Annotated in this window: 23 protein-coding genes; 19 read left to right on the top strand and 4 right to left on the bottom strand. The window is 59.1% G+C overall.

Annotation, left to right across the window (positions count from 1 at the left end; genetic code table 11):
- Positions 1 to 370 precede the first annotated feature (370 nt).
- The 4 genes from ytfQ to yjfF all read left to right on the top strand — a co-directional run bounded on the left by ytfQ (position 371) and on the right by yjfF (position 4,924).
- Positions 371 to 1,327: a galactofuranose ABC transporter, galactofuranose-binding protein YtfQ gene (ytfQ, locus tag HCK03_RS23890; RefSeq protein ID WP_041143748.1), complete on the top strand. Its 957-nt coding sequence runs from the start codon at positions 371 to 373 to the stop codon at positions 1,325 to 1,327.
- Positions 1,328 to 1,401: 74 nt separating this feature from the next.
- Positions 1,402 to 2,904 (top strand): galactofuranose ABC transporter, ATP-binding protein YtfR, encoded by a 1,503-nt coding sequence (gene ytfR, locus HCK03_RS23885; protein ID WP_041143749.1) that lies wholly within the window; start codon positions 1,402 to 1,404, stop codon positions 2,902 to 2,904.
- Between the two features lie 9 nt (positions 2,905 to 2,913).
- Positions 2,914 to 3,939, top strand: a complete 1,026-nt coding sequence (gene ytfT, locus HCK03_RS23880; RefSeq protein ID WP_041143750.1) for a galactofuranose ABC transporter, ATP-binding protein YtfT — start codon at positions 2,914 to 2,916, stop codon at positions 3,937 to 3,939.
- Entirely contained in the window at positions 3,926 to 4,924 is a 999-nt protein-coding gene (yjfF, locus tag HCK03_RS23875; protein ID WP_041143751.1) for a galactofuranose ABC transporter, permease protein YjfF, read from the top strand. The genes ytfT and yjfF overlap by 14 nt, the downstream gene beginning before the upstream one ends.
- Positions 4,925 to 4,967: 43 nt before the next feature.
- Here yjfF and fbp read toward each other — a convergent pair whose 3' ends face one another.
- Positions 4,968 to 5,966 (bottom strand): class 1 fructose-bisphosphatase, encoded by a 999-nt coding sequence (fbp, locus tag HCK03_RS23870; protein WP_041143752.1) that lies wholly within the window; start codon positions 5,964 to 5,966, stop codon positions 4,968 to 4,970.
- 175 nt (positions 5,967 to 6,141) lie between these two features.
- On the opposite strand from fbp, the gene mpl reads away from it, so the two are divergent.
- Together mpl and HCK03_RS23860 are read left to right on the top strand one after the other, a co-directional pair.
- Entirely contained in the window at positions 6,142 to 7,515 is a 1,374-nt protein-coding gene (gene mpl, locus HCK03_RS23865) for a UDP-N-acetylmuramate:L-alanyl-gamma-D-glutamyl-meso-diaminopimelate ligase (RefSeq protein ID WP_041143753.1), read from the top strand.
- A 63-nt stretch (positions 7,516 to 7,578) separates the two neighbouring features.
- The gene (locus tag HCK03_RS23860; RefSeq protein ID WP_167692274.1) at positions 7,579 to 8,100 is read left to right on the top strand and encodes a GNAT family N-acetyltransferase; all 522 of its coding nucleotides are present in this window, start codon (positions 7,579 to 7,581) and stop codon (positions 8,098 to 8,100) included.
- 88 nt (positions 8,101 to 8,188) lie between these two features.
- Here the strand turns inward: HCK03_RS23860 and HCK03_RS23855 are convergent, their stop codons facing one another.
- Complete coding sequence (locus tag HCK03_RS23855; protein WP_041143755.1) at positions 8,189 to 9,397, bottom strand: aldose 1-epimerase family protein; 1,209 nt, start codon at positions 9,395 to 9,397, stop codon at positions 8,189 to 8,191.
- Between the two features lie 141 nt (positions 9,398 to 9,538).
- Here HCK03_RS23855 and HCK03_RS23850 point away from each other — a divergent pair, with 141 nt between their 5' ends.
- A complete protein-coding gene (locus HCK03_RS23850) occupies positions 9,539 to 9,679 on the top strand; it encodes a hypothetical protein (protein ID WP_155397489.1) in 141 nt (46 codons plus the stop codon).
- 266 nt (positions 9,680 to 9,945) lie between these two features.
- Here HCK03_RS23850 and yjgA read toward each other — a convergent pair whose 3' ends face one another.
- On the bottom strand, positions 9,946 to 10,497 hold the full coding sequence (gene yjgA, locus HCK03_RS23845; protein ID WP_041143756.1) for a ribosome biogenesis factor YjgA: 552 nt from the start codon (positions 10,495 to 10,497) through the stop codon (positions 9,946 to 9,948).
- 95 nt (positions 10,498 to 10,592) lie between these two features.
- Between yjgA and pmbA the strand changes: the two genes are divergently transcribed.
- From pmbA to HCK03_RS23785, 12 genes are all read left to right on the top strand, one after another.
- Positions 10,593 to 11,945 (top strand): metalloprotease PmbA, encoded by a 1,353-nt coding sequence (gene pmbA / locus HCK03_RS23840; protein ID WP_041143757.1) that lies wholly within the window; start codon positions 10,593 to 10,595, stop codon positions 11,943 to 11,945.
- Positions 11,946 to 12,056: 111 nt separating this feature from the next.
- Positions 12,057 to 12,446 (top strand): cytochrome b562, encoded by a 390-nt coding sequence (gene cybC, locus HCK03_RS23835; protein WP_041143758.1) that lies wholly within the window; start codon positions 12,057 to 12,059, stop codon positions 12,444 to 12,446.
- A 300-nt stretch (positions 12,447 to 12,746) separates the two neighbouring features.
- On the top strand, positions 12,747 to 13,085 hold the full coding sequence (locus HCK03_RS23830) for a glycine dehydrogenase (RefSeq protein WP_041143759.1): 339 nt from the start codon (positions 12,747 to 12,749) through the stop codon (positions 13,083 to 13,085).
- A gap of 11 nt (positions 13,086 to 13,096) precedes the next feature.
- Entirely contained in the window at positions 13,097 to 13,459 is a 363-nt protein-coding gene (locus HCK03_RS23825; RefSeq protein WP_076947013.1) for an SFCGS family glycine-rich protein, read from the top strand.
- Positions 13,460 to 13,461: 2 nt separating this feature from the next.
- Positions 13,462 to 13,761: a DUF4312 family protein gene (locus tag HCK03_RS23820; RefSeq protein ID WP_041143761.1), complete on the top strand. Its 300-nt coding sequence runs from the start codon at positions 13,462 to 13,464 to the stop codon at positions 13,759 to 13,761.
- Positions 13,762 to 13,782: 21 nt separating this feature from the next.
- Positions 13,783 to 14,559 (top strand): DUF4311 domain-containing protein, encoded by a 777-nt coding sequence (locus HCK03_RS23815; protein ID WP_041143762.1) that lies wholly within the window; start codon positions 13,783 to 13,785, stop codon positions 14,557 to 14,559.
- A 13-nt stretch (positions 14,560 to 14,572) separates the two neighbouring features.
- On the top strand, positions 14,573 to 15,217 hold the full coding sequence (locus tag HCK03_RS23810) for a DUF4310 family protein (RefSeq protein WP_032689791.1): 645 nt from the start codon (positions 14,573 to 14,575) through the stop codon (positions 15,215 to 15,217).
- Positions 15,218 to 15,259: 42 nt separating this feature from the next.
- The gene (locus HCK03_RS23805) at positions 15,260 to 16,393 is read left to right on the top strand and encodes an amidohydrolase/deacetylase family metallohydrolase (protein ID WP_115193723.1); all 1,134 of its coding nucleotides are present in this window, start codon (positions 15,260 to 15,262) and stop codon (positions 16,391 to 16,393) included.
- Positions 16,377 to 17,495: a DgaE family pyridoxal phosphate-dependent ammonia lyase gene (locus HCK03_RS23800; RefSeq protein WP_041143764.1), complete on the top strand. Its 1,119-nt coding sequence runs from the start codon at positions 16,377 to 16,379 to the stop codon at positions 17,493 to 17,495. Before HCK03_RS23805 ends, HCK03_RS23800 begins: the two co-directional genes overlap by 17 nt.
- The gene (dagF, locus tag HCK03_RS23795; protein ID WP_041143765.1) at positions 17,492 to 18,232 is read left to right on the top strand and encodes a 2-dehydro-3-deoxy-phosphogluconate aldolase; all 741 of its coding nucleotides are present in this window, start codon (positions 17,492 to 17,494) and stop codon (positions 18,230 to 18,232) included. The genes HCK03_RS23800 and dagF overlap by 4 nt, the downstream gene beginning before the upstream one ends.
- 87 nt (positions 18,233 to 18,319) lie before the next feature.
- Positions 18,320 to 19,471: a lactonase family protein gene (locus tag HCK03_RS23790; protein WP_115193722.1), complete on the top strand. Its 1,152-nt coding sequence runs from the start codon at positions 18,320 to 18,322 to the stop codon at positions 19,469 to 19,471.
- Positions 19,472 to 19,494: 23 nt separating this feature from the next.
- Complete coding sequence (locus HCK03_RS23785) at positions 19,495 to 21,405, top strand: BglG family transcription antiterminator (RefSeq protein ID WP_167692273.1); 1,911 nt, start codon at positions 19,495 to 19,497, stop codon at positions 21,403 to 21,405.
- 6 nt (positions 21,406 to 21,411) lie between these two features.
- Here HCK03_RS23785 and nrdG read toward each other — a convergent pair whose 3' ends face one another.
- Positions 21,412 to 21,876 carry an anaerobic ribonucleoside-triphosphate reductase-activating protein gene (nrdG, locus tag HCK03_RS23780; RefSeq protein ID WP_041143768.1) on the bottom strand — a complete coding sequence of 155 codons (465 nt, stop codon included), beginning with the start codon at positions 21,874 to 21,876 and terminating at the stop codon, positions 21,412 to 21,414.
- Positions 21,877 to 22,099 lie beyond the last annotated feature (223 nt).

The following is a 22,099-nucleotide window of genomic DNA, read 5'->3' as shown; positions in this document are numbered from 1 at the left end:
TGCCCGGTATTATAGCCAACTCACATCGAATGTCTTCGCTTCTTTTGTTTCCGGCAGCGGAAAGATGGCGTCATTTTCGATCGCAAAACAACCTGAAAATCCATAAACATAGCCACATCCTGAATAAATTTATGTAACCGTTTACATTGCATGTGATTGATTTATCAAAGTGCTAAATTTTTCGCCATCTGCGGCGATAGTGGCATCGCTGCAAAAGCCTTACCCGCTCTGAGCTGCCTTAAACGGCATGAATTAACATTTGGTTTACTTCTTCGAAGTGTGATGTAACGCATTCAGTTACATCTCTGATTGTCTATAGTTTGTCCGCAGATAACAATCTTACTAACAATAACCCTACGAGGATCGCCTTATGTGGAAGCGCTTACTTCTTGTCACAGCAGTTTCCGCAGCTATGTCATCTATGGCAATAGCTGCCCCTCTGACCGTAGGATTTTCGCAGGTCGGGTCTGAATCCGGCTGGCGTGCGGCCGAAACCAGCGTTGCGAAGGAGGAGGCCGCTAAGCGCGGTATTACTCTGAAGATTGCCGACGGCCAGCAAAAGCAGGAAAACCAGATTAAAGCCGTACGCTCCTTCATTGCGCAGGGCGTCGACGCCATCTTTATCGCCCCGGTCGTGGCGACGGGCTGGGAGCCGGTGCTGAAAGAGGCCAAAGAGGCCAAAATTCCGGTATTCCTGCTCGACCGCTCCATTGATGTAAAAGACAAAGATCTCTACATGACCACCGTCACCGCCAATAACGTGCTGGAAGGCCAGCTGATTGGCGACTGGCTGGTGAAAACCGTCGACGGCAAGCCGTGCAACGTCGTTGAGCTGCAGGGCACCGTCGGGGCCAGCGTCGCCATTGACCGCAAAAAAGGCTTCGCTGACGCCATCGCTAAAGCATCGAACATCAAGATTATCCGCTCTCAGTCCGGCGACTTTACCCGCAGTAAAGGGAAAGAGGTTATGGAGAGCTTTATCAAAGCGGAAAACAACGGCAAGAACATCTGCATGGTTTACGCCCATAACGACGACATGGTCATCGGCGCCATCCAGGCAATTAAAGAGGCCGGGCTGAAGCCGGGCAAAGATATTCTGACCGGCTCGATTGACGGCGTACCGGATATCTACAAAGCGATGATCGCCGGCGAAGCTAACGCCAGCGTCGAGCTGACGCCAAACATGGCCGGGCCGGCGTTTGATGCGCTGGAGAAATTCAAGAAAGACGGCACCCTGCCTGAGAAGCTGACCATCACCAAATCGACGCTCTACCTGCCGGATACGGCGAAAGAAGAGTTAGAGAAGAAGAAAAACATGGGCTATTGAGTGAGCGTAGGCCATCAGGACGCTCGGTTTAGTCCCCTCTCCCCGGTGGGGAGAGGGTTAGGGGAGGGGAAACCATGAACGGCGATGTACACCAGGAGATCCTTCGTACCGAGGGACTGAGCAAATTTTTCCCCGGCGTTAAGGCGCTGGATAACGTCGATTTCAGCCTGCGGCGCGGTGAGATCATGGCCCTGCTGGGTGAAAACGGCGCGGGAAAATCGACCCTGATCAAAGCGCTCACCGGCGTTTATCACGCCGATCGCGGCACTATCTGGCTTGAGGGCCAGACCATTGCGCCGAAAAATACCGCCCACGCGCAGCAGCTGGGCATCGGTACCGTCTACCAGGAAGTGAACCTGCTGCCGAATATGTCGGTGGCGGACAATCTGTTTATCGGCCGCGAGCCCCGCCGCTTTGGCCTGCTGCGGCGCAAAGAGATGGAAAAGCGCGCCACCGATCTGATGGCCTCCTACGGCTTCTCCCTCGACGTGCGTGAACCGCTTAACCGCTTTTCCGTGGCGATGCAGCAGATTGTCGCTATCTGCCGCGCCATTGACCTGTCGGCCAAAGTGCTGATCCTCGATGAGCCTACCGCCAGCCTGGATACCCAGGAGGTGGAGATGCTCTTTACCCTGATGCGCCAGCTGCGCGATAGCGGCGTCAGCCTGATTTTTGTTACCCACTTTCTCGATCAGGTGTATGCCGTGAGCGATCGGATCACCGTGCTGCGCAACGGCGGCTTCGTCGGCTGCCGGGAAACCCGCGAACTGCCGCAGATTGAGCTGGTGAAAATGATGCTGGGCCGCGAGCTGGAGCATAACGCGCTGCAGCGTGCGGGTCGCACCCTGCTGAGCGACAAGCCGATCGCCGCCTTTGAAGGATTTGGTAAAAAGGGCACCATCGCGCCGTTCGACCTCCAGGTCCGCCCCGGCGAAATCGTCGGCCTGGCGGGGCTGCTGGGCTCCGGACGCACCGAAACGGCGGAGGTGATTTTTGGCATCAAGCCGGCCGATAGCGGCAATGCGTGGATTAAAGGCAAGCCGCAGACGCTGCGCTCGCCGCATCAGGCCTCCAGCCTCGGGATCGGCTTTTGCCCGGAAGACCGAAAAACCGACGGCATTATCGCGGCGGCGTCGGTGCGGGAGAACATCGTGCTGGCCCTGCAGGCGCAGCGCGGCTGGCTGCGTCCGATTTCCCGGCGTGAGCAAAATGAAATTGCCGAACGCTTTATCCGCCAGCTGGGTATCCGTACCCCCAGCGCCGAGCAGCCGATCGAATTTCTTTCCGGCGGCAATCAGCAGAAGGTGCTGCTTTCCCGCTGGCTGCTGACCAAACCTCAGTTTTTGATCCTCGATGAGCCGACCCGCGGGATAGACGTCGGCGCCCACGCCGAGATCATCCGCCTGATTGAAACCCTATGCGCCGATGGCCTGGCGCTGCTGGTCATTTCGTCAGAGCTGGAAGAGCTGGTGGGCTATGCCGATCGGGTCATTATTATGCGCGATCGCAAGCAGGTGGCGGAGATCCCGCTCGGGGAGCTCTCCGTTCCGGCGATCATGAACGCAATTGCGGCATAGGAGTAAATCATGATGCCAGGATCTCTTCCGCAAACCGGCCAAACGAAGCGTCGCTTCAGCTGGCCGAAGGGTATGCCGCAAATTATTGCGCTGCTGCTGGTGCTGGCCGTTGATAGCCTGGTGGCGCCGCACTTTTTCCAGATTGTCCTCCAGGAGGGGCGCCTGTTCGGTAGCCCCATCGATATTCTTAACCGCGCGGCGCCGGTCGCGCTGCTGGCGATTGGCATGACGCTGGTTATCGCTACCGGCGGGATTGACCTGTCGGTCGGCGCGGTGATGGCGATTGCCGGCGCGACCGCCGCCTCAATGACCGTTGCCGGGCATAGCCTGCCGGTGGTGCTGCTGGCCTCGCTGGGCGCGGGCGCGCTGGCCGGGCTATGGAACGGCATCCTGGTGGCGGTGCTGAAGATCCAGCCGTTCGTGGCCACGCTGATCCTGATGGTGGCCGGGCGCGGCGTCGCGCAGCTGATCACTTCCGGGCAGATTGTCACCTTTGACTCGCCGCCTCTGGCGTGGCTCGGCAGCGGCTCGCTGCTGCTGCTGCCGACGCCGGTGCTGATTGCTGCCGCCACGCTGCTGCTGTTCTGGCTGTTCACCCGCAAAACCGCGCTGGGGATGTTTATTGAAGCGGTCGGGATCAACATTCGGGCGGCGAAAAATGCCGGGGTCAACACCCGCATCGTCGTGATGCTGGCCTACGTGCTCAGCGGCGTGTGCGCGGGGATAGCCGGGATCATCGTTGCGGCGGATATTCGCGGCGCCGACGCCAACAACGCCGGTCTGTGGCTGGAGCTGGACGCCATCCTCGCGGTGGTGATCGGCGGCGCATCGCTGATGGGCGGGCGCTTTAACCTGCTGCTCTCGGTCATCGGCGCGCTGATTATCCAGGGGATGAACACCGGGATCCTGCTGTCGGGCTTCCCGCCGGAGTTAAACCAGGTAGTGAAAGCGGTGGTGGTGCTGTGCGTACTGATCGTTCAGTCGCCGCGCTTTATCAGCTTACTGAAAGGAGTGCGCGGCCGTGATAAAACGTAACTTGCCGTTGATGATTACCCTTGCCGTATTCGTGCTGGGCTACCTCTATTGTCTGACCCAGTTTCCCGGCTTCGCCTCGACGCGGGTGATCTGCAATATCCTCACCGATAACGCCTTTCTTGGCATTATTGCCGTCGGGATGACCTTCGTGATCCTCTCCGGCGGCATCGACCTCTCGGTCGGGTCGGTCATCGCCTTCACCGGCGTGTTCCTCGCAAAAGCGATTGGCGTCTGGGGGATCACGCCGCTGCTGGCGTTCCCGCTGGTGCTGGTAATGGGCTGTGCGTTTGGCGCGCTGATGGGCTGGCTTATCGATACGCTGAAGATCCCGGCGTTTATCATTACCCTCGCCGGGATGTTCTTCCTGCGCGGCGTGAGCTACCTGGTCTCTGAAGAGTCCATCCCTATCGATCATCCGGTGTATGACACGCTCTCCGGGCTGGCATGGACCATTCCCGGCGGCGGTCGCCTGAGCGCGATGGGGCTGCTGATGCTGCTGGTGGTGGTGGCGGGCATTTTTATGGCCCACCGCACCCGCTTTGGCAATCAGGTGTACGCCATTGGCGGCAGCGCCGTCTCGGCGAACCTGATGGGCATTTCGACGCGTGGGACCACCATCCGCATCTACATGCTCTCGACCGGGCTGGCGACGCTGGCGGGGATCGTTTTTTCTATCTATACCCAGGCCGGTTACGCGCTGGCCGGAGTGGGCGTTGAGCTGGACGCGATTGCGTCGGTGGTGATTGGCGGCACGCTGCTCAGCGGCGGCGTCGGCACGGTATTAGGCACGCTGTTCGGCGTGGCGATTCAGGGGCTGATTCAGACCTACATCAACTTTGACGGTACGCTCAGCTCGTGGTGGACGAAAATTGCGATCGGCATTCTGCTGTTTATCTTTATTGCGCTGCAGCGCGGGCTGACGGTGCTGTGGGAAAACCGCCAGAACTCGCCGGTATCGCGGGTGAGTGGGGCGGCGAATCGCTAGCGTAAATTCCCCTCTCGCCGGGCGAGAGGGGAAGTCAGAAGCGTTACGCGTCCGGGAACTCTTTAATCAGGTTTTCGACGTCTTCAACCATATGGTTGTTGCCGACGAAGAAGGAGCGGCGCTGGTGCAGGCTAACCGGGACGATATCGAGAATACGCTCTTTACCGTCGCTGGCCTTACCGCCCGCCTGCTCGGCGAGGAACGCCATCGGGTTGCATTCGTACAGCAGACGCAGCTTCCCGTCCGGGTGGCTGGCGGTGCTTGGGTAGAGATAAATACCGCCTTTCAGCAGATTGCGGTGGAAATCCGCTACCAGTGAGCCGATATAGCGCGAGGTATAGGGGCGCTGGGTCGCGATATCCTCTTCCTGGCAAAACTTAATGTACTTCTTCACACCCATCGGGAATTTGATGTAGTTGCCTTCGTTGATGGAGTAGGTATTACCTTTCTCCGGGAAGCGCATGCGCTCCTGGGAGAGGCAGAATACGCCAAGAGAAGGATCGTAGGTGAAGGCGTGCACGCCGCAGCCGGTGGTATAAACCAGCATCGTGGAGGAGCCGTAAACGACGTAGCCTGCGGCGACCTGTTTACTGCCCGGCTGCAGGAAATCTTCGACGGTGACCGGCGTGCCGACCGGGGTTATGCGACGGTAGATGGAGAAGATGGTCCCGACAGAGACGTTAACGTCGATGTTAGAGGAACCATCCAGCGGGTCCATGAGCACCACGTATTTTGCGTGTTCGCAGCCTTCAAAGACGACGATTTCGTCTTCTTCTTCAGAGGCGATCCCGGCAACAATATCGCGCGCTCGCAGTGCGGCCTTTAATTTTTCATTGGCGAACAGATCGAGTTTTTGCTGCACCTCGCCCTGGACGTTTTCAGCACCGCTGGCACCCAGGATATCGACCAGACCGGCCTTGTTGATATCGCGGTGGATGATCTTGGCGCCTAGTTTTATCGCCGACAACAAAGCAGTTAGCTCGCCGGTTGCGTGGGAGAACTCGTGCTGCTTTTCGACAATAAATTCACCTAACGTTTTCATAACCCGTTCCCTGCATGTTTATGTGAAGTAAAACGAACGCAACAATCTTAACAAAGAATAAAAAAAATACGCACAGGTGAATCGCGCCAGCAAAAAACGGATTCGCCTGAAATGCATTTCTCTGATGCCGAACATAAGGGTAAAATGTGCGCCAGATTAAAGAGGGAAGTGACGAATGCGCATTCATATTTTAGGTATCTGTGGCACGTTTATGGGGGGGCTGGCAATGCTGGCGCGTTCCCTCGGTCATGAGGTAACGGGGTCGGATGCTAACGTCTATCCGCCGATGAGCACCCTGCTGGAAAATCAGGGGATCGATCTTATTCAAGGATATGACGCCAGCCAGCTGGAGCCTCGGCCGGACCTGGTAATCATCGGTAACGCGATGACCCGCGGCAATCCGTGCGTCGAAGCGGTGCTGGAAAACAACATTCCGTACATGTCCGGCCCGCAGTGGCTGCATGATTTCGTCCTGCGCGATCGCTGGGTTGTGGCGGTAGCCGGCACCCACGGTAAAACGACGACCGCCGGCATGGCGACCTGGATCCTCGAAGCCTGCGGCTATCAGCCGGGCTTTGTGATTGGCGGCGTGCCGGGTAATTTCGAGGTCTCCGCGCGCCTGGGCGGCAGCCCGTTCTTTGTTATCGAAGCGGATGAATATGACTGCGCTTTCTTTGATAAGCGTTCGAAATTTGTTCACTACTGCCCGCGAACCCTGATCCTCAATAACCTTGAGTTCGATCACGCGGATATCTTTGATGACCTGAAGGCTATCCAGAAGCAGTTCCATCATCTGGTGCGCATTGTCCCGGGCCAGGGCAAAATTATTCTGCCGGAAAACGACATCAACCTGAAGCAGACCATGGCGATGGGCTGCTGGAGCGAGCAGGAGCTGGTCGGCGAGCAGGGCCACTGGCAGGCGAAGAAGCTTAACGCCGACGCCTCGCAGTGGGAAGTCTGGCTTGACGGTGAGAAAGTCGGGGAAGTGAAGTGGACGCTGGTTGGCGAGCATAATATGCATAACGGCCTGATGGCGATTGCCGCCGCCCGCCATGTCGGCGTGGTGCCGGCAGACGCCGCCAACGCGCTGGGCAGCTTTATCAACGCCCGCCGCCGCCTTGAGCTGCGCGGCGAAGCGAACGGCGTCACCGTGTACGACGATTTTGCCCACCACCCGACGGCGATCCTCGCGACGCTGCAGGCGCTGCGCGGCAAGGTTGGCGGCACTGCCCGCATTCTGGCAGTGCTCGAACCGCGCTCGAACACCATGAAAATGGGCGTCTGCAAAGACGATCTGGCGCCGTCGCTGGGCCGCGCGGATGAAGTCTTCCTGCTGCAGCCGCAGCATATTCCGTGGCAGGTCGCCGAGGTGGCTGAAGCCTGCGTGCAGCCCGCCCACTGGAGCGCCGATGTCGACGTGCTGGTGGATATGATCATCAAAACCGCCCATCCGGGCGACCACATTCTGGTGATGAGCAACGGCGGCTTCGGCGGCATTCATCAGAAGCTGCTGGATAAGCTGGCCAGCAAGGCGGCTGCGGCGGAGTAATTCCGACGATCGTCTCTCTGCCCTCCGCGCGAGGGCAGATTTTTTGCCATCCTGGATTTTGTCATGCTCACTTCTGAAAAACTGACCTCGATCGATTCGCCGCACTTTCCCGCGCTGGACGCGCTGTACGTCAAGGCTTTCCCCTGGCACGAGCAGCGCGAGCCGCTGGCTAAACAGCGCGCGCTGCGCGACCCGCACTATGCGCTGGAGGCGTGGTTTGATGACGGCGAGTTTATCGGGCTAAGCGGCAGCTGGCAGTTTGCGGGCTATGGCTACATTGAACATCTGGCGATTGACGACGGCCTGCGCTCGCGCGGTTACGGCAAGCGCCTGCTGGCGGAAATACTAAAGCGTGCGCCGCTGACCATCCTCGAGATCGATCCGCTGACCACGGAAATCGCCCGTCGGCGGCTGCAGTTTTACGCCGCGATGGGCTTTAGCGACAACCCGTGGCCGCACCGTCACCCGACCTATCATTACGGCATCGCCGATCATGCGCTGATGGCGCTGAGCTACCCGCAGGCGATTGACGAGGCGCAGTACCGGCGCTTTGCGCAGCAGCTGCGCCAGGTGGTGATGGCCTAAGCGATATCCCGGCGCTGGCGCCGGGAAGGGGATGTGCGGTGTCGGCGCTGCCTCTGCGGTAAGCCCGGGAGCAGCGCCTGCCGGGAGGTTACTCTTTGGCGATCGGCGCGTCGTTTTCCGCAACCTTCGCATCGCCCTGGATCGCCGCAATCCTCTGCTCAACCTCGGCAACCTGTTTATTGTTGTGCAGCAGGGTATAGGTCAGATCAAACTGCGCGCTGGCGCCCGGCTGCAGCTGCTTCACGCGTTTCTGCTCGCGCTCAATGGTCACCGGATAGGCATAGCTGGTGCCTGGCTCGATGCCGGTAACATAGCCCTGTTTTTGGCTATCGGTGTTTTTCCACAGCGTCAGGACCGGCAGCTGGCGGGTATCAAACTGAATTGACGCGCCTTTATCGCCAGCCTTGTTAACTACCGCCGCCAGCGTTTGGTGATGGTCATCGGCGAGCGGCTGAATATTAAATACCATCTCGTCAAAGTCTTTGGTCGGTCCGGCATAGGTTTGCCACGTCTTCAAACCGGCTTTGGCATAGTCGTTGAACGGGCTGATGCTGGCCATCGGCGCAAGGAAACGCGCGCCTTCTTCGAGAATCGGCGTACCGAAATTGCTGTGGTAGATTATCTGATAATCATGCGGATAATCGGCATGGTTGGTTAAGACATCGTGCAGGCTGAAGCTGTTGCTGCCCGGCACGTAGCGCAGCTCGGTCATGGTCTGCAGATCGGCCTTCTTGAAGGTGCTCTCCTTCACCAGCCCGCGAATGCGAATTTCATACGGCGCGCTATCGGCAACCTCGACCTCAACCTGCGAGGCCGGCGTGTTTCCGGCTTTGCCGTGCAGGGTGTAAATCTGTCCGTCGGCGGTGACCGGATGACCGGTCCATTCGTAGCCGCAGCGCACCATCATCTCATTGAAACCTTCCAGCCAGCCCAGCCCGTTGCGGCTTTCCAGATTAATAAACGCCGGGTTCACCACCTCTTTGACCGGCGAGTCCCAGCCCATCCGCGTGCCGAAACCTTCGATTTTGAGCAAGTTCATACCGCGAGTCGGGCTGAGCGCGATAGTCAGGCCGTCCTGGCTGCGAATCACGATAACTTTGCTCCCCTCCTGCTTGCCGCCGTGGAGCACTTTTTGCTCGATGCTGAAATGGCGATCTTTTATTTTCAGCTGATCGCTGCTTACCTGCCAGTTTCCTTTCTCTGTACTGCTTTCAGCGCTTGTCAGCACCCAGGTTTTTGCCGCGACTTGCCCAGAAATCATCATCGCTACTGCCGTCAACGCTACTATTTTTTTCATTTTTCGTCCCTTTTTGCTGAATCGATATTGTTATCAATGAAAGGAATCTAATAGTTAGCGGATGATGAAAATGTGAAGTGCCTCACCTGGTGAGAATATGCGCGATTTGCTGTTTTTAACTGCGACTGAAGTCCTGTTTTAATGCAATTTGGCGTAATTGTTGCCGATAAAAATGTGAATTTATGCGCCATTAGCTTTAACGATTCAGCTTTTGTTGGCGGCAGAGGCAGCAAAAAAGTCACGTCTGCTGACGCCTGGCAAAACGGCGCTCAGGCAGGATAAAAACGCAGGCAAGCAGCAGGGAGGCAAAAGAGAAGGCAAAGAGAAGCAAAACAGGGGCAAAACAGGCGCAAAAAAAGCTGAAAGGCGCTGAACATAGGCCTCAGGATGGCCTGACGGTGGGAACAAAGAGAGAGCCCTTGCGGGTGGTGCGGGGAAAGCCAGCCTTCCCGGCAATGCGCACGCATGCCGGGCTACAGGTTAAACGTTAATCAGGTAGCCCGGACAGGCGCGCCGCCTGCGGAGAAGCCAGGCGGGCGGGAGCGAAATTAGCTTTCGCCTTCGGCCAGCTCACGCAGATACTGGAAGATCAGGCGCGCGGACTTCGGCGGCTTGTTGCCTTCTTTCTCTTTTTGCGCGTTACGGATAAGCGAACGCAGCTGCTGACGGTCAGCTTCCGGCCACAGGTTCAGCACTTCCGGCACCGCGTCATCGCCATCGGCAATCAGACGGTCGCGGATCATCTCCAGCTTATGGAACAGCGCAACCTGCTGGTTGTGGCGGTTCTTCAGCTTGTCCAGCGCCTGGCGAATCGGGTCAACGTCGCGGCTGCGCAGCATTTTGCCAATCAGCTGCATCTGGCGGCGGCGGCCCTCTTTCTTGATCCGTTGGGCAAGTTCAATGGCGTCGCGCAGGTCGGTATCGAGCGGGATTTTATCCAGCGCGTTTTTCCCCAGCTCTACCAGTTCCGCGCCAAGACGCTTCAGTTCTTCGGCGTCACGCTTAATTTCACTTTTACTGACCCAGATAATTTCATCGTCTTCATCTTCGACGTCATCACCGGGAACGTCGTCGAGCCAGTCATCGGGCTGCTTTGTCATCTCAGGCTCCTTAAAAAAAGAGGCTAATGTTACCAGTTAAGGCGCGCACTGAAAAACGGTTCTCTGTTAGACTTCAATTAACTCCTTCCTACATTATGGCATTAGCGATGAAAGTCATCTCTCAAGTTGCACAGCAGCGTAAGGCGCTGGAAGAGGCCGTGACCACGGCGCTGGAACTGGCGGCAGGTAAATCAGACGGTGCTGAAGTCTCCGTCAGCAAAACCACCGGCATCAGCGTCAGCACCCGCTACGGCGAGGTGGAGAACGTAGAATTCAACAGCGATGGTGCCTTAGGCATCACCGTTTATCATCAGCATCGCAAAGGCAGCGCCTCCTCAACCGATCTTAGCCCGCAGGCGATTGCCCGTACGGTGCAGGCGGCGCTGGATATTGCCCGCTATACCTCGCCGGACCCGTTTGCCGGCGTTGCCGATAAAGAGCTGCTGGCCTTTGACGCCCCGGATCTTGACCTGTTCCACCCGGCGGAAGTGACGCCGGATCGGGCCATCGAGCTGGCCGCCCGCGCTGAACAGGTGGCGCTGCAGGCCGATAAACGTATCACCAACACCGAAGGCGGCAGCTTCAACAGCCACTACGGCATCAAGGTGTTCGGCAACAGCCATGGCATGCTGCAGGGCTACTGTTCTACCCGCCATTCGCTGTCCAGCTGCGTTATCGCGGAAGAAAACGGCGATATGGAGCGTGATTACGCCTATACCATCGGCCGCGCGATTGAAGATTTAGCATCGCCGGAGTGGGTGGGCGACGAGTGCGCCCGCCGCACTCTTTCGCGCCTGGCGCCGCGCAAGCTCTCGACCATGAAGGCGCCGGTGATTTTTGCCAATGAAGTGGCGACCGGGCTGTTTGGTCACCTGGTCGGCGCGATTGCCGGCGGCGCGGTGTACCGTAAATCGACCTTCCTGCTTGACGCCCTCGGCACCCAGATCCTCCCGGACTGGCTGACCATCGAAGAGCATCCGCACCTGCTGAAAGGGCTGGCGTCAACGCCGTTCGACAGCGAAGGCGTGCGTACGGAGCGTCGCGACATCATTAAGGACGGCATTCTGACGCAGTGGCTGCTGACCAACTACTCGGCGCGCAAGCTGGGCATGAAGAGCACCGGACACGCGGGCGGCATCCACAACTGGCGAATCAACGGCCGCGGCCTGAGTTTTGAAAAGTTGCTTAAAGAGATGGGCACCGGGCTTGTCGTCACCGAACTGATGGGGCAGGGTGTCAGCGGTGTGACCGGCGATTACTCGCGCGGCGCGTCCGGTTTCTGGGTGGAGAATGGTGAAATTCAGTATCCGGTAAGCGAAATCACCATCGCCGGAAATCTGAAAGATATGTGGCGTAATATCGTGACCGTCGCCGACGATATCGAAATGCGCAGCAACATCCAGTGCGGTTCCGTGCTGCTGCCAGAGATGAAAATCGCCGGGCAATAACGGCGTGTTATACCGGATTATTCAGGCCTCGGCTTGAGCAATAACGGGTATAGAAGGGCGCCCAGGTGGCGCCTTTTCCTTATGCTTAAATAATAAAAAAGGAAGTGAGCAATGCGTAAAAAACTGTTAGCAGCGCTGGCTGTCTCAGCCCTGGCGATGGGTTCAGCGTCGGCGTTTGCCGCCGATCTGGGCGAGGATATGGATACTATCGCGCAGAATCTGCAGGTGGTGCAGAAGACCGCGGATGCCGGCGAGCTGAAAGCGGCGCTGACGAAGATGCGCGACGCCGCCGTCGATGCGCAGAAAGAGACCCCGCCGAAGCTGGAAGGCAAAGCGGCGGACAGCGCGGAGATGAAGGACTATCGCCACGGCCTCGATATCCTGATTGGCCAGATTGACGGCGCCCTGAAGCTGGCCAATGAAGGCAAGGTCAAAGAGGCGCAGACCGCTGCGGAAGCGTTCAAAACCACGCGTAACACCTACCACCAGAAGTACCGTTAAGATCTTTTCCAGGAGGTATCAGCCGGTACCTCCTGCACGTCGTCTTCGCATAAACCCAATCCCTGTCACATTTTCCCGCTCTTCTCTGCCGCCGTTTCGGCCGCTTGCGCACGCTAATTTAATGACGTTCTTGTGACTCTCCTCACGCCGTTTTGCCGAAAATGGCAGATTTAGGCCAATTATGTGCAATGGATCGCATCGTCCGGCGGCCTTTCCACTTCGAAGTGGAAAACAACTCGCTACAAACTCCTCACCCCCGGCGTTAGTTTTGTCCCCAGAGACATCAACGGGGTAAGACAAGTGAATAACGGAGCGGTAACACACGACGTAGGGGAGCAGGCAACGCAAACCGAGCAGCTGGCTGAGAAGATGCTGCAGCAGGTTTATACCCTGCTAGGTCGCCGTAACATCATCCCCAACGCCGTCCAGGAGCAGATGCTGACCTCCCACGTGCGGGCTATGGCCCACCGGTCAATTAGCGGCGAGCCGCTGCCGGAAGTGGATGCCAGCCTGTTTGAAGAGATTTCACAAGATTCAATGATGCTGGCCCGCGAAGTGGTCGCGCAGTTCGGCAACCTGCCAGAAGAAGAGTCCTGGCTGCTGTCCGTCCACTTCGAAGTCGCAAAAGAAAACCTGTAAGGAGCTAAAAAATGGAACAAATCACCGTAGTAATTGGCGATCGCCTGGGTAAAGGGCAGAAAGTTGCCGCTGGCGCGGAAAAAGCCGGAGCTCGTGCAGTCGTGGTACCGGGCGTTGCCGCTGATATGAAGCTGGGCGACATGATGAAAGCAGAGAACGCCACCTTCGGCATCTCCTTCTGCGGCAGCGGCGGCGCAGGCGCCATCACCGCGCAAAATAAATATGGCTACAAAGCGAAATACGGCATGCGTTCCGTTGATGAAGGCGTCACCGCTATCAACGAAGGCTACAACGTTCTGGGCTTCGGCTTTATGGATAAAGAAGAGCTGGGCGAGCGCCTGGTAGAAGCCTGGAAAAAGAAATACGGCGCCTGAGTATGAAAGAGCAATTCACCACCACGGTGAGCGTTACGGGCAAAGGCGAGAGCAAGACAAGGGCGTTCGCCGATGCCCTGAACCACGTGCAGGCGGCGGTGATGAAAACCTCGCCGCACATCTTACTGCGTATTGAGCCACAGGATGTGGAGGTTGTTCATGCGCGTGAAGCGGTGCGCAAAGAAGCGTTTTTATTCTTCTTTTTGCGCCGTGAACGACGGACCTACAGCGTGGAGCTGAACGTCACCGTCAACGTGACCGCCATTAATCTCGATAAAGTGGATTTCGTCACGCAAACCTGATTTTCACCATAGGGTTAAACTATGTTCCTGATAATTTTAATAAAATCGCTCATTATCGGCGGCCTGGTCGGCGTCGGTGTGGGCGCCGGAGCGGCACGTATGTTTCATGCGCCCACCACGCAAGGGATGGGTGCATTTCGTACGTTGGGCGAGCTGAACTCCTGTGAAGGCGATCCGGCTTCCCACTTCTCCTTTGGCCTCGGCTTCTTCTTTAACGCCTGGGCCTCTTCCGTCGCAGCAGGCTCCTTCACCCAGGACGTCGATCACCGCATCATTCCTAACTGGGGCGCCGCGGCGCTGATGCTGAAAAACCGCAACGTCGGCGAGACGCTGCACGATCCGAAGAAGATGGCGATTGCCTGCGGCGTTATCGGCATGTTCGTGGTCTCCTTCCTTAACCTGACCGCTTCTTCCGTGCCGGAAGCGCTGCAGGTCACCGCCGTTAAGGTCCTGGTTCCCGCTGCTAACCTGCTGGTTAACACGGTGATGCCGGTTATCTTCTGGCTGGCGGCTATCGATGCCGGCAAAAAGTCGGGCTTCTGGGCCACCATTTTCGGCGGCGCCGCGCAGCTGATTATGGGTAACGCCGTTCCGGGTCTGGTGCTGGGCATCCTGATCGGTAAAGGCGTCGAAGAGAGCGGCTGGCACCGCGTCACCAAAGTGATGATGTCCGCCATTGTTGCACTGTTCGTGCTGAGCGCCTTCTTCCGCGGCTTCGATATTAAGACCCTGGAGTCCTTCCACCTGGGCGTACCGAACTGGCTGGATCTGATTCACAACTCGCTCAGCGGCAAATAACAGGAGCCTCTCAATGGAACAGAATAAAGGTTTTTGGTATGCCGACTGGTCGTTCCCGATCTTCGTTGGCCTGCTCTCCTCCGGCGTCTTCGCCGGGACACACATGTACTACCTCTACGGCATCGGCGCGTTTAACGAAGTGGCCTTCGTGGCCATGCTGAAAGCGGGCATTGATACCGGCGCCTACGGGGCAGTCGCGGCGTTTGGCGCCAGCTTCCTGTTTGCGCGCATCATTGAAGGCTCGCTGGTGGGGATCCTTGATATCGGCGGCGCGATTCAGACCGGTATCGGCCTCGGCGTTCCGGCGCTGCTGCTGGGCGCGGGCTTCGTCTTCCCGGTGGCTAACTTTGCCGCCTCGCTGGCTACCGGCCTGGCGCTGGGCCTTGCCGTCGGCTACATCATCATCCTGGCGCGTAAGTTCACCATTAATCAGAGCGACTCCACCTACGGTGCCGACGTCATGATGGGGGCGGGTAACGCCTCTGGCCGCTTCCTTGGGCCGCTGATTATCCTCAGCGCGATGACCGCATCGATTCCTATCGGTATCGGTTCACTGGTGGGCGCCCTGCTGTTTTACATCTGGCAGAAGCCGATCACCGGCGGCGCCATCCTTGGCGCGATGATCCTCGGTTCCCTTTTCCCGATTGCTATTGGTTAAGTCCTGCGGGCGCGCGAGCGCCCGCTTTAACAGGAGAGACCCATGTTTGATTTACTCCTGCGCCGTGCGCGCCTCGTCGACGATACCCTGACCGATATCGCCATTCAGGACGGGAAGATTGCGGCGCTGGGCGAGATTAGCGCGCCTGCGCGCAAAACCGTTGAGCTGGACGGCAGCTGCTACGCCAGCGCCGGCTGGATTGATTCCCACGTTCACTGCTACCCGAACTCACCGATCTATTACGACCAGCCGGACAGCGTGGGCATTGCCACCGGCGTGACCACGGTGATTGATGCCGGCAGCACCGGCGCGGACGATATCGACGACTTTTATCAGCTGACCCGCAGCGCGGCCACCGAGGTCTTTGCGCTGCTCAACATCTCCCGCGTCGGGCTGATCGCCCAGAACGAGCTGGCCAATATGGCCAACGTCGATGCCGATGCGGTAAGCCAGGCGGTGAAGCGCCACCCAGACTTTATCGTCGGCCTGAAGGCGCGCATGAGCAGCAGCGTGGTTGGCGACAACGGCATTACTCCCCTCGAGCGGGCGAAGGCGATGCAGCGCGAAAACGGCGACCTGCCGCTGATGGTGCACATCGGCAATAACCCGCCGAACCTCGATGAAATTGCCGACCTGCTGAGCGCGGGGGACATCATCACCCACTGCTATAACGGCAAGCCGAACCGCATTCTGACCGCGTCCGGCGAGCTGCGCGCCTCGGTGACCCGCGCCCTGAAGCGCGGCGTGCGCCTTGACGTCGGCCACGGCACCGCCAGCTTCAGTTTTGAGGTGGCGCGCCGGGCGATAGCGCTGGGCATTCTACCGCAGACCATCAGCTCCGATATTTACTGCCGCAACCGTATTGACGGCCCGGTGCGTTCGCTGGCGCTGGTGATGTCGAAGTTTCTCGCCATCGGCATGTCGCTACCGCAGGTGGTGGAGTGCGTTACCGCCGGCGCCGCCGACGGGCTGCGCCTGACGCAAAAAGGGCGCCTGGCCGTGGGCTACGACGCTGATTTAACCCTGTTTGCTCTGCAGCATGCGCCGACGGTACTGGTCGACGCCGAAAAAGAGAGCCTGCAGGCTGACACTATTCTGGTGCCGCTTGCCGCGATTCGCGCAGGCAAGGGCTATCTGACCGAACAAGGGAGCGCGGAAAATGCCTTCGATTTTTGAAAAGTACAATTTAAAACAAGTGATTAATACATCAGGCCGCATGACGGCGCTGGGCGTATCCACGCCGCGCCCTGAAGTGGTCGAAGCCGTGATGAGCGGCATGAACCACTACTTCGAAATGAAAGACCTGGTCAATAAAACCGGCGAGTACATCGCCAACCTGCTGGACGTCGAAGGGGCCACCGTTGTCTCCTGTGCCTCCGCGGGGATCGCCCAGTCGGTAGCGGCGGTACTGGTGAAAGAGAGCAGCTGGCTGCTGGAGAACCTTCACGTCACGCCGATCGAAAACAACGAAATCGTCCTACCGAAGGGCCATAACGTCAACTTCGGCGCGCCGGTGGGATCGATGGTGGCGCTGGGCGGCGGCAGGCTGGTGGAAGCCGGCTACGCCAACGAGTGCTCCGCCGATCAGCTGGCGGCGGCGATCACCCCGCGGACCGCGGCGATCCTCTACATCAAATCGCACCACTGCGTGCAGAAAAGCATGCTCAGCGTTGAGCAGGCGGTGGTGGTGGCGCGTAAGCACAACCTGCCGCTGATCGTCGACGCGGCGGCGGAAGAAGATCTGCAGTGCTACTACAGCGCCGGCGCCGACCTGGTAATTTACAGCGGCGCCAAAGCGATTGAGGGCCCAACCAGCGGCCTGGTGATCGGTAAAACGCAGTACGTGGAGTGGGTCAAACGCCAGTCAGGCGGCATTGGCCGGGCGATGAAGGTCGGTAAAGAGGGCATTCTTGGCCTGACCTGCGCGATTGAACACTACCTGACGGCGCGCAAGGAGAGCGGCGATGAGATGGTGGCGAAGATGACGCCGTTCATTAACCAGCTCAACGCCCTCACCGGGGTGAGCGCGCGGGTGGTCTGGGACAGCGCCGGTCGCGATATCGCGCGGGCGGAAATTAAGTTTGCTGAAGCCGTGACCGGCATCGCCACCGGCGAGCTGGTTGAGGCGCTGAAGCAGGGCGAATACGCCATCTACTTCCGCGGCTATAAGGCCAACGAAGGCATTATTGAGGCCGACGTGCGCAGCGTTACCGCACAGCAGCTGGAGATCGTCTCCCGCCGCATCGGCGAAGTTCTGAACAAGGAGAAGAAAGCATGAAACTGACCCCGAATTTTTACCGCGATCGCGTGTGCCTGAACGTCCTGGCGGGCAGTAAAGACAACGCCCGCGACATCTACGAAGCGGCGGAAGGTCATGTTCTGGTCGGCGTGCTCTCTAAAAATTACCCGGACGTGGCGAGCGCGGTGGCCGATATGCGTGAATACGCCCGGCTTATCGATAACGCGCTGTCGGTGGGCCTCGGCGCGGGAGATCCAAACCAGTCGGCTATGGTCAGCGAGATCTCCCGCCAGGTGCAGCCGCAGCACGTCAACCAGGTCTTTACCGGCGTCGGCACCAGCCGCGCGCTGCTGGGGCAGAGCGAAACCGTCGTCAACGGCCTGGTGTCGCCGACCGGCACGCCGGGGATGGTGAAGATCTCCACCGGCCCGCTGAGCAGCGGCGCCGCGGACGGAATTGTGCCGCTGGAAACCGCCATTGCGTTACTAAAAGATATGGGCGGCAGCTCAATCAAATATTTCCCGATGGGCGGCCTGAAGCACCGCGATGAGTACCTCGCCGTCGCGCAGGCCTGCGCCCGCCACGATTTCTGGCTGGAGCCGACCGGCGGGATCGATCTGCAAAACTACGGCGAGATCCTGCAGATCGCGCTGGACGCCGGCGTCAGTAAAATCATCCCTCACATCTACAGCTCTATTATTGATAAAGAGAGCGGCAACACCCGTCCGGCGGACGTGCGTCAGCTGCTGGAGATGACCAGGGCGCTGGTTAAATAGTCATTGCTCTGCCGTCCCCCGAACCTCGCCGCAAGGGCGGGGCGGGGGATGGCCACTTACACCTCACCGAACCATCAAGGAGTCACCATGCCTGCCGCTCGTCACCTGCTTGTTGCTTCACTTTCCCTGCTCGCCGCCAGCACCTGCGCCCAGGCGCAGTACGCCTGGGTCGGTACCTACAACCCCAACGGTGAAGGCCTGTATCGCTTTACCGTCGAGGCGAAAACCGGCGCGTTGAGCAATAGAACGCTGGTCAGCTCCCTGCCCAACGTCGCGCAGCTCACCGTTTCGCGCGACGGCAAAACCCTGTACGCCGCCAGCGAAGTGGAAAAGGGCGTGGTGCAGGCGTGGCGCGTGGGGGCCAACGGCGAGCTGAGCGAGCTGAATCAGGTCTCTTCCGGCGGGGCCGGGCCGGTTTATCTCTCCCTGACGCCGGACGGTCGCCATCTGCTGGTGGCAAACTACGTTAGCGGCACGACCGCCGTGCTGCCGGTGCAGGAAGACGGTCGCCTGGGCGAGGCGGTGGACGTGCATCAGGATCAGGGACCGGCCGGCGCGGCGCGCCCGGCGGCGGCGGTTGAGGGCAGCTTCGCCATTAGCGACCATAACGGCCCCCACGCCCATATGATCTCGGCCGATCCCAGCGGAAAATACGTTTACTCCACCGATCTGGGGCTGGATCGGATCTATCAGTACCGGATGGACGGCGCCAGCGGCAAGCTGACGCCCAACGATCCGCCGTTTATCGCCGCGTCTTCACCGGGCGCCGGGCCGCGTCACTTTGTCTTCACGCCGAAGGGCGACGGACTGTGGCTGATTAACGAAGAGTCCTCTACGCTAACTTTCTATCACCTTGATAAGACCAGCGGCCTGCTGCGCGAGGGCAAAACGATCTCCGCGCTGCCGAAGGGCTATAAAGGCACCAGCTTTGCCGCCGGCCTGGCGCTGAGCGCCGACGGCAGACAGCTGTACGTGGCGAACCGCCTGCATAACAGCATCGCCCACTTTAGCGTGATGGCGGACGGTAGCCTGAGCCATCAGGAAGATATCTGGACGCGCGGGGACTACCCACGAACGCTCACGCTGGATAATCAGGGGCAGTGGCTGTACGTCATGAACCAGCGTAGCGATAATATCACCCGTTTCAGCGTGGCGCCCGAAAGCGGCAGGCTGACCTTTGCCCCGGACTATACTCCGGTAGGCAGCCCGTCACAGATGGTGATATCCGCTCAACCTTGAGCCGTAAAGATGAAGGAACTGACATGCGATTCCCCAACCAACGTTTAGCGCAGCTGTTTAGCCTGCTGCAAAACGAAACGCTGCCGCAGGATGAACTGGCGCAGCGGCTGTCAGTTTCTACCCGTACCGTACGCGCCGATATCACGGCGCTTAACGCGCTGCTGCTGCCCTACGGGGCGCAGTTTATGCTTATCCGCGGCAGCGGCTATCGGCTCAACGTTGACGACCCGACGCTATACCAGACGCTGGCGGAGACCACCCCGAAGGCGCAGCATATTCCGCGTACCGCGCAGGATCGCATCAACTTTTTGCTGATACGCTTTTTGACCTCGGCCTTTTCGCTCAAGCTCGAAGACCTTGCCGACGAGTGGTTCGTCAGCCGCGCCACGCTGCAGAGCGATATGGTGGACGTGCGCGAACGCTTCCAGCGCTACCAGCTAACCCTCGAGACGCGCCCGCGCCACGGCATGAAGCTATTCGGCAGCGAAGTGTCGATTCGCGCCTGCCTGACCGATCTCCTGTGGGAGCATGCGCAGCAGGGTGGACTGCCGCTGCCGGTGGATAAAGGCGGTCTGAGCGCCGAGGGTTCCGCCCGGCTGGCGCGCGAGCTGCAGGAGATCCTCACCCGCCACCACGTCCGTCTGACGGATGAGGGCGAGCGTTTTATCCGCCTCTACAGCGCGGTGGTGGTGCGTCGCGCCAGCGAAGGCTATCCGCTGGCGGAATTTAGCGCTGAAGACGTGGCGCAGAACGTGCGCGATGCCGCCCGGGAGCTGGTCGGGATGCTGCAGCAGCTGGCGGGGAAGGCGCTCTCTGCGGCGGAAGAGGAGTGGCTGTGCGTGCACCTTGCCGCCCGCCAGGTACAGGACGTCGATCCGGGCACCATCAGCGCCGATGACGACGAAGCGCTGGTGAACTACATCCTGCGCTATATCAACACCCAGTATAACTACAACCTGCTTGATGACGCCCAGCTGCACGCCGATCTGTTGACCCATATTAAGACCATGATCACCCGGGTGCGCTACCAGATAATGATCCCCAATCCGCTGCTGGATAACATCAAGCAGCACTATCCGATGGCGTGGGATATGACCCTGGCGGCCGTCTCCAGCTGGGGGAAATACACCCCCTATGCGATCAGCGAAAACGAGATTGGCTTCCTGGTACTGCACATCGGCGTCGGCCTCGAGCGCCATTACAATATCGGCTACCAGCGCCAGCCGCGCGTGCTGCTGGTGTGCGATACCAGCAACGCGATGGTGCGGATGATCGAGGCGACCCTGCAGCGCAAATATCCGCAGCTGGAAATTGCCGCCACCCTGTCGCAGCGCGAGTACGAGCTGCTTGAGGCCGTTGCCGAGGATTTCGTGATTTCCACCGTGCGCATCAGTGAAAAGGATAAGCCGGTGGTCACCATCGCCCCGTTCCCGACGGATTATCAGCTGGATCAGATCGGTAAGCTGGTGCTGGTGGACAGAACCCGCCCGTGGATGCTGGATAAGTATTTCGACGAGGCCCATTTCCGGGTAATCGACACCCCCATCGATCGCCAGACGCTGTTTGCCGAACTGTGCCAGCAGCTGCAGGAGGAGGGGTTTGTCGACGCCGGTTTTTATGACTCGGTTGTCGAGCGTGAGGCCATCGTCAGCACCATGCTCGGCGACGGCATTGCGCTACCGCACGCCCTCGGCCTGCTGGCGAAAAAAACGGTGGTCTACACCGTGATTGCCCCGAACGGTATGGTCTGGGGCGACGAAACCGCCCACATCATCTTCCTGCTGGCCATCAGCAAGAGCGAGTATGAAGAGGCGATGGCGATCTACGATATTTTCGTGACTTTCCTGCGCGAACGCGCGATGGCCCGTCTTGCCGCCACCGGCAGCTTTGACGAATTTAAAACCGTGGCAATGGAGTGCGTCAGCCGCTTTTAAGCGCGGCTAGCGCAGGTGGTGCACCACCTGGTTGCTGCTGCCGCGCCAGATAAGCATCGGGTCTTTTAGATCCTGGACGAACTTGCCGTCGACCAGCACGTTAATCAGGTCGACCACCGCCATCTGCGCGTCGTTGAGCTCCTCAAGCCTGTAGCCCGTCCACATCCAGATATCCTTCCCGGGACACTCGGCGCGAATGCGCTGCACCAGCGCGAGGATCGCCGATACGTTCTGCGGATGCAGGGGATCGCCGCCGGAGAGGGTGATTCCCTGACGCTGAATGCGCGTGTCGTTGAGGTCGGCGATGATGCGGTCGGCCATTTCGGTGGTGAACGGCAGGCCGGAGTTGAGCCGCCACGTGCTCTTGTTATAGCAGCCGGGGCATTCGTGGACGCAGCCTGAGACGAACAGGGTGCAGCGGGTGCCGGGGCCGTTGACGATATCTACCGGATAGTACTGATGGTAATTCATTGTTTCCTCTTCTCATTTGACGCTGTAGCGGCGTTGGCTGCGCTCGTGCGCCCAGGTCACTTACTACAGTAAGCTCCCCGGGACTTGCTCGCTTGCCGCCTTGCTACAACGCCAACTGATTTGAGGAAACCCATATAGTGGCGGTAGCCCTGGATAAAAAGCGCTTTGCGGCGCGATCCGGGAGCGGCTCCTGAATGGTCAAACGGCTACTGATTGATCCCCT

Origin of the sequence: Klebsiella terrigena (assembly GCF_012029655.1) — a bacterium.
Classification (GTDB): domain Bacteria; phylum Pseudomonadota; class Gammaproteobacteria; order Enterobacterales; family Enterobacteriaceae; genus Klebsiella; species Klebsiella terrigena.
The sequence above is the reverse complement of the archived record's forward strand: the minus strand, read 5'-3'. Positions and strand labels throughout refer to the sequence as shown.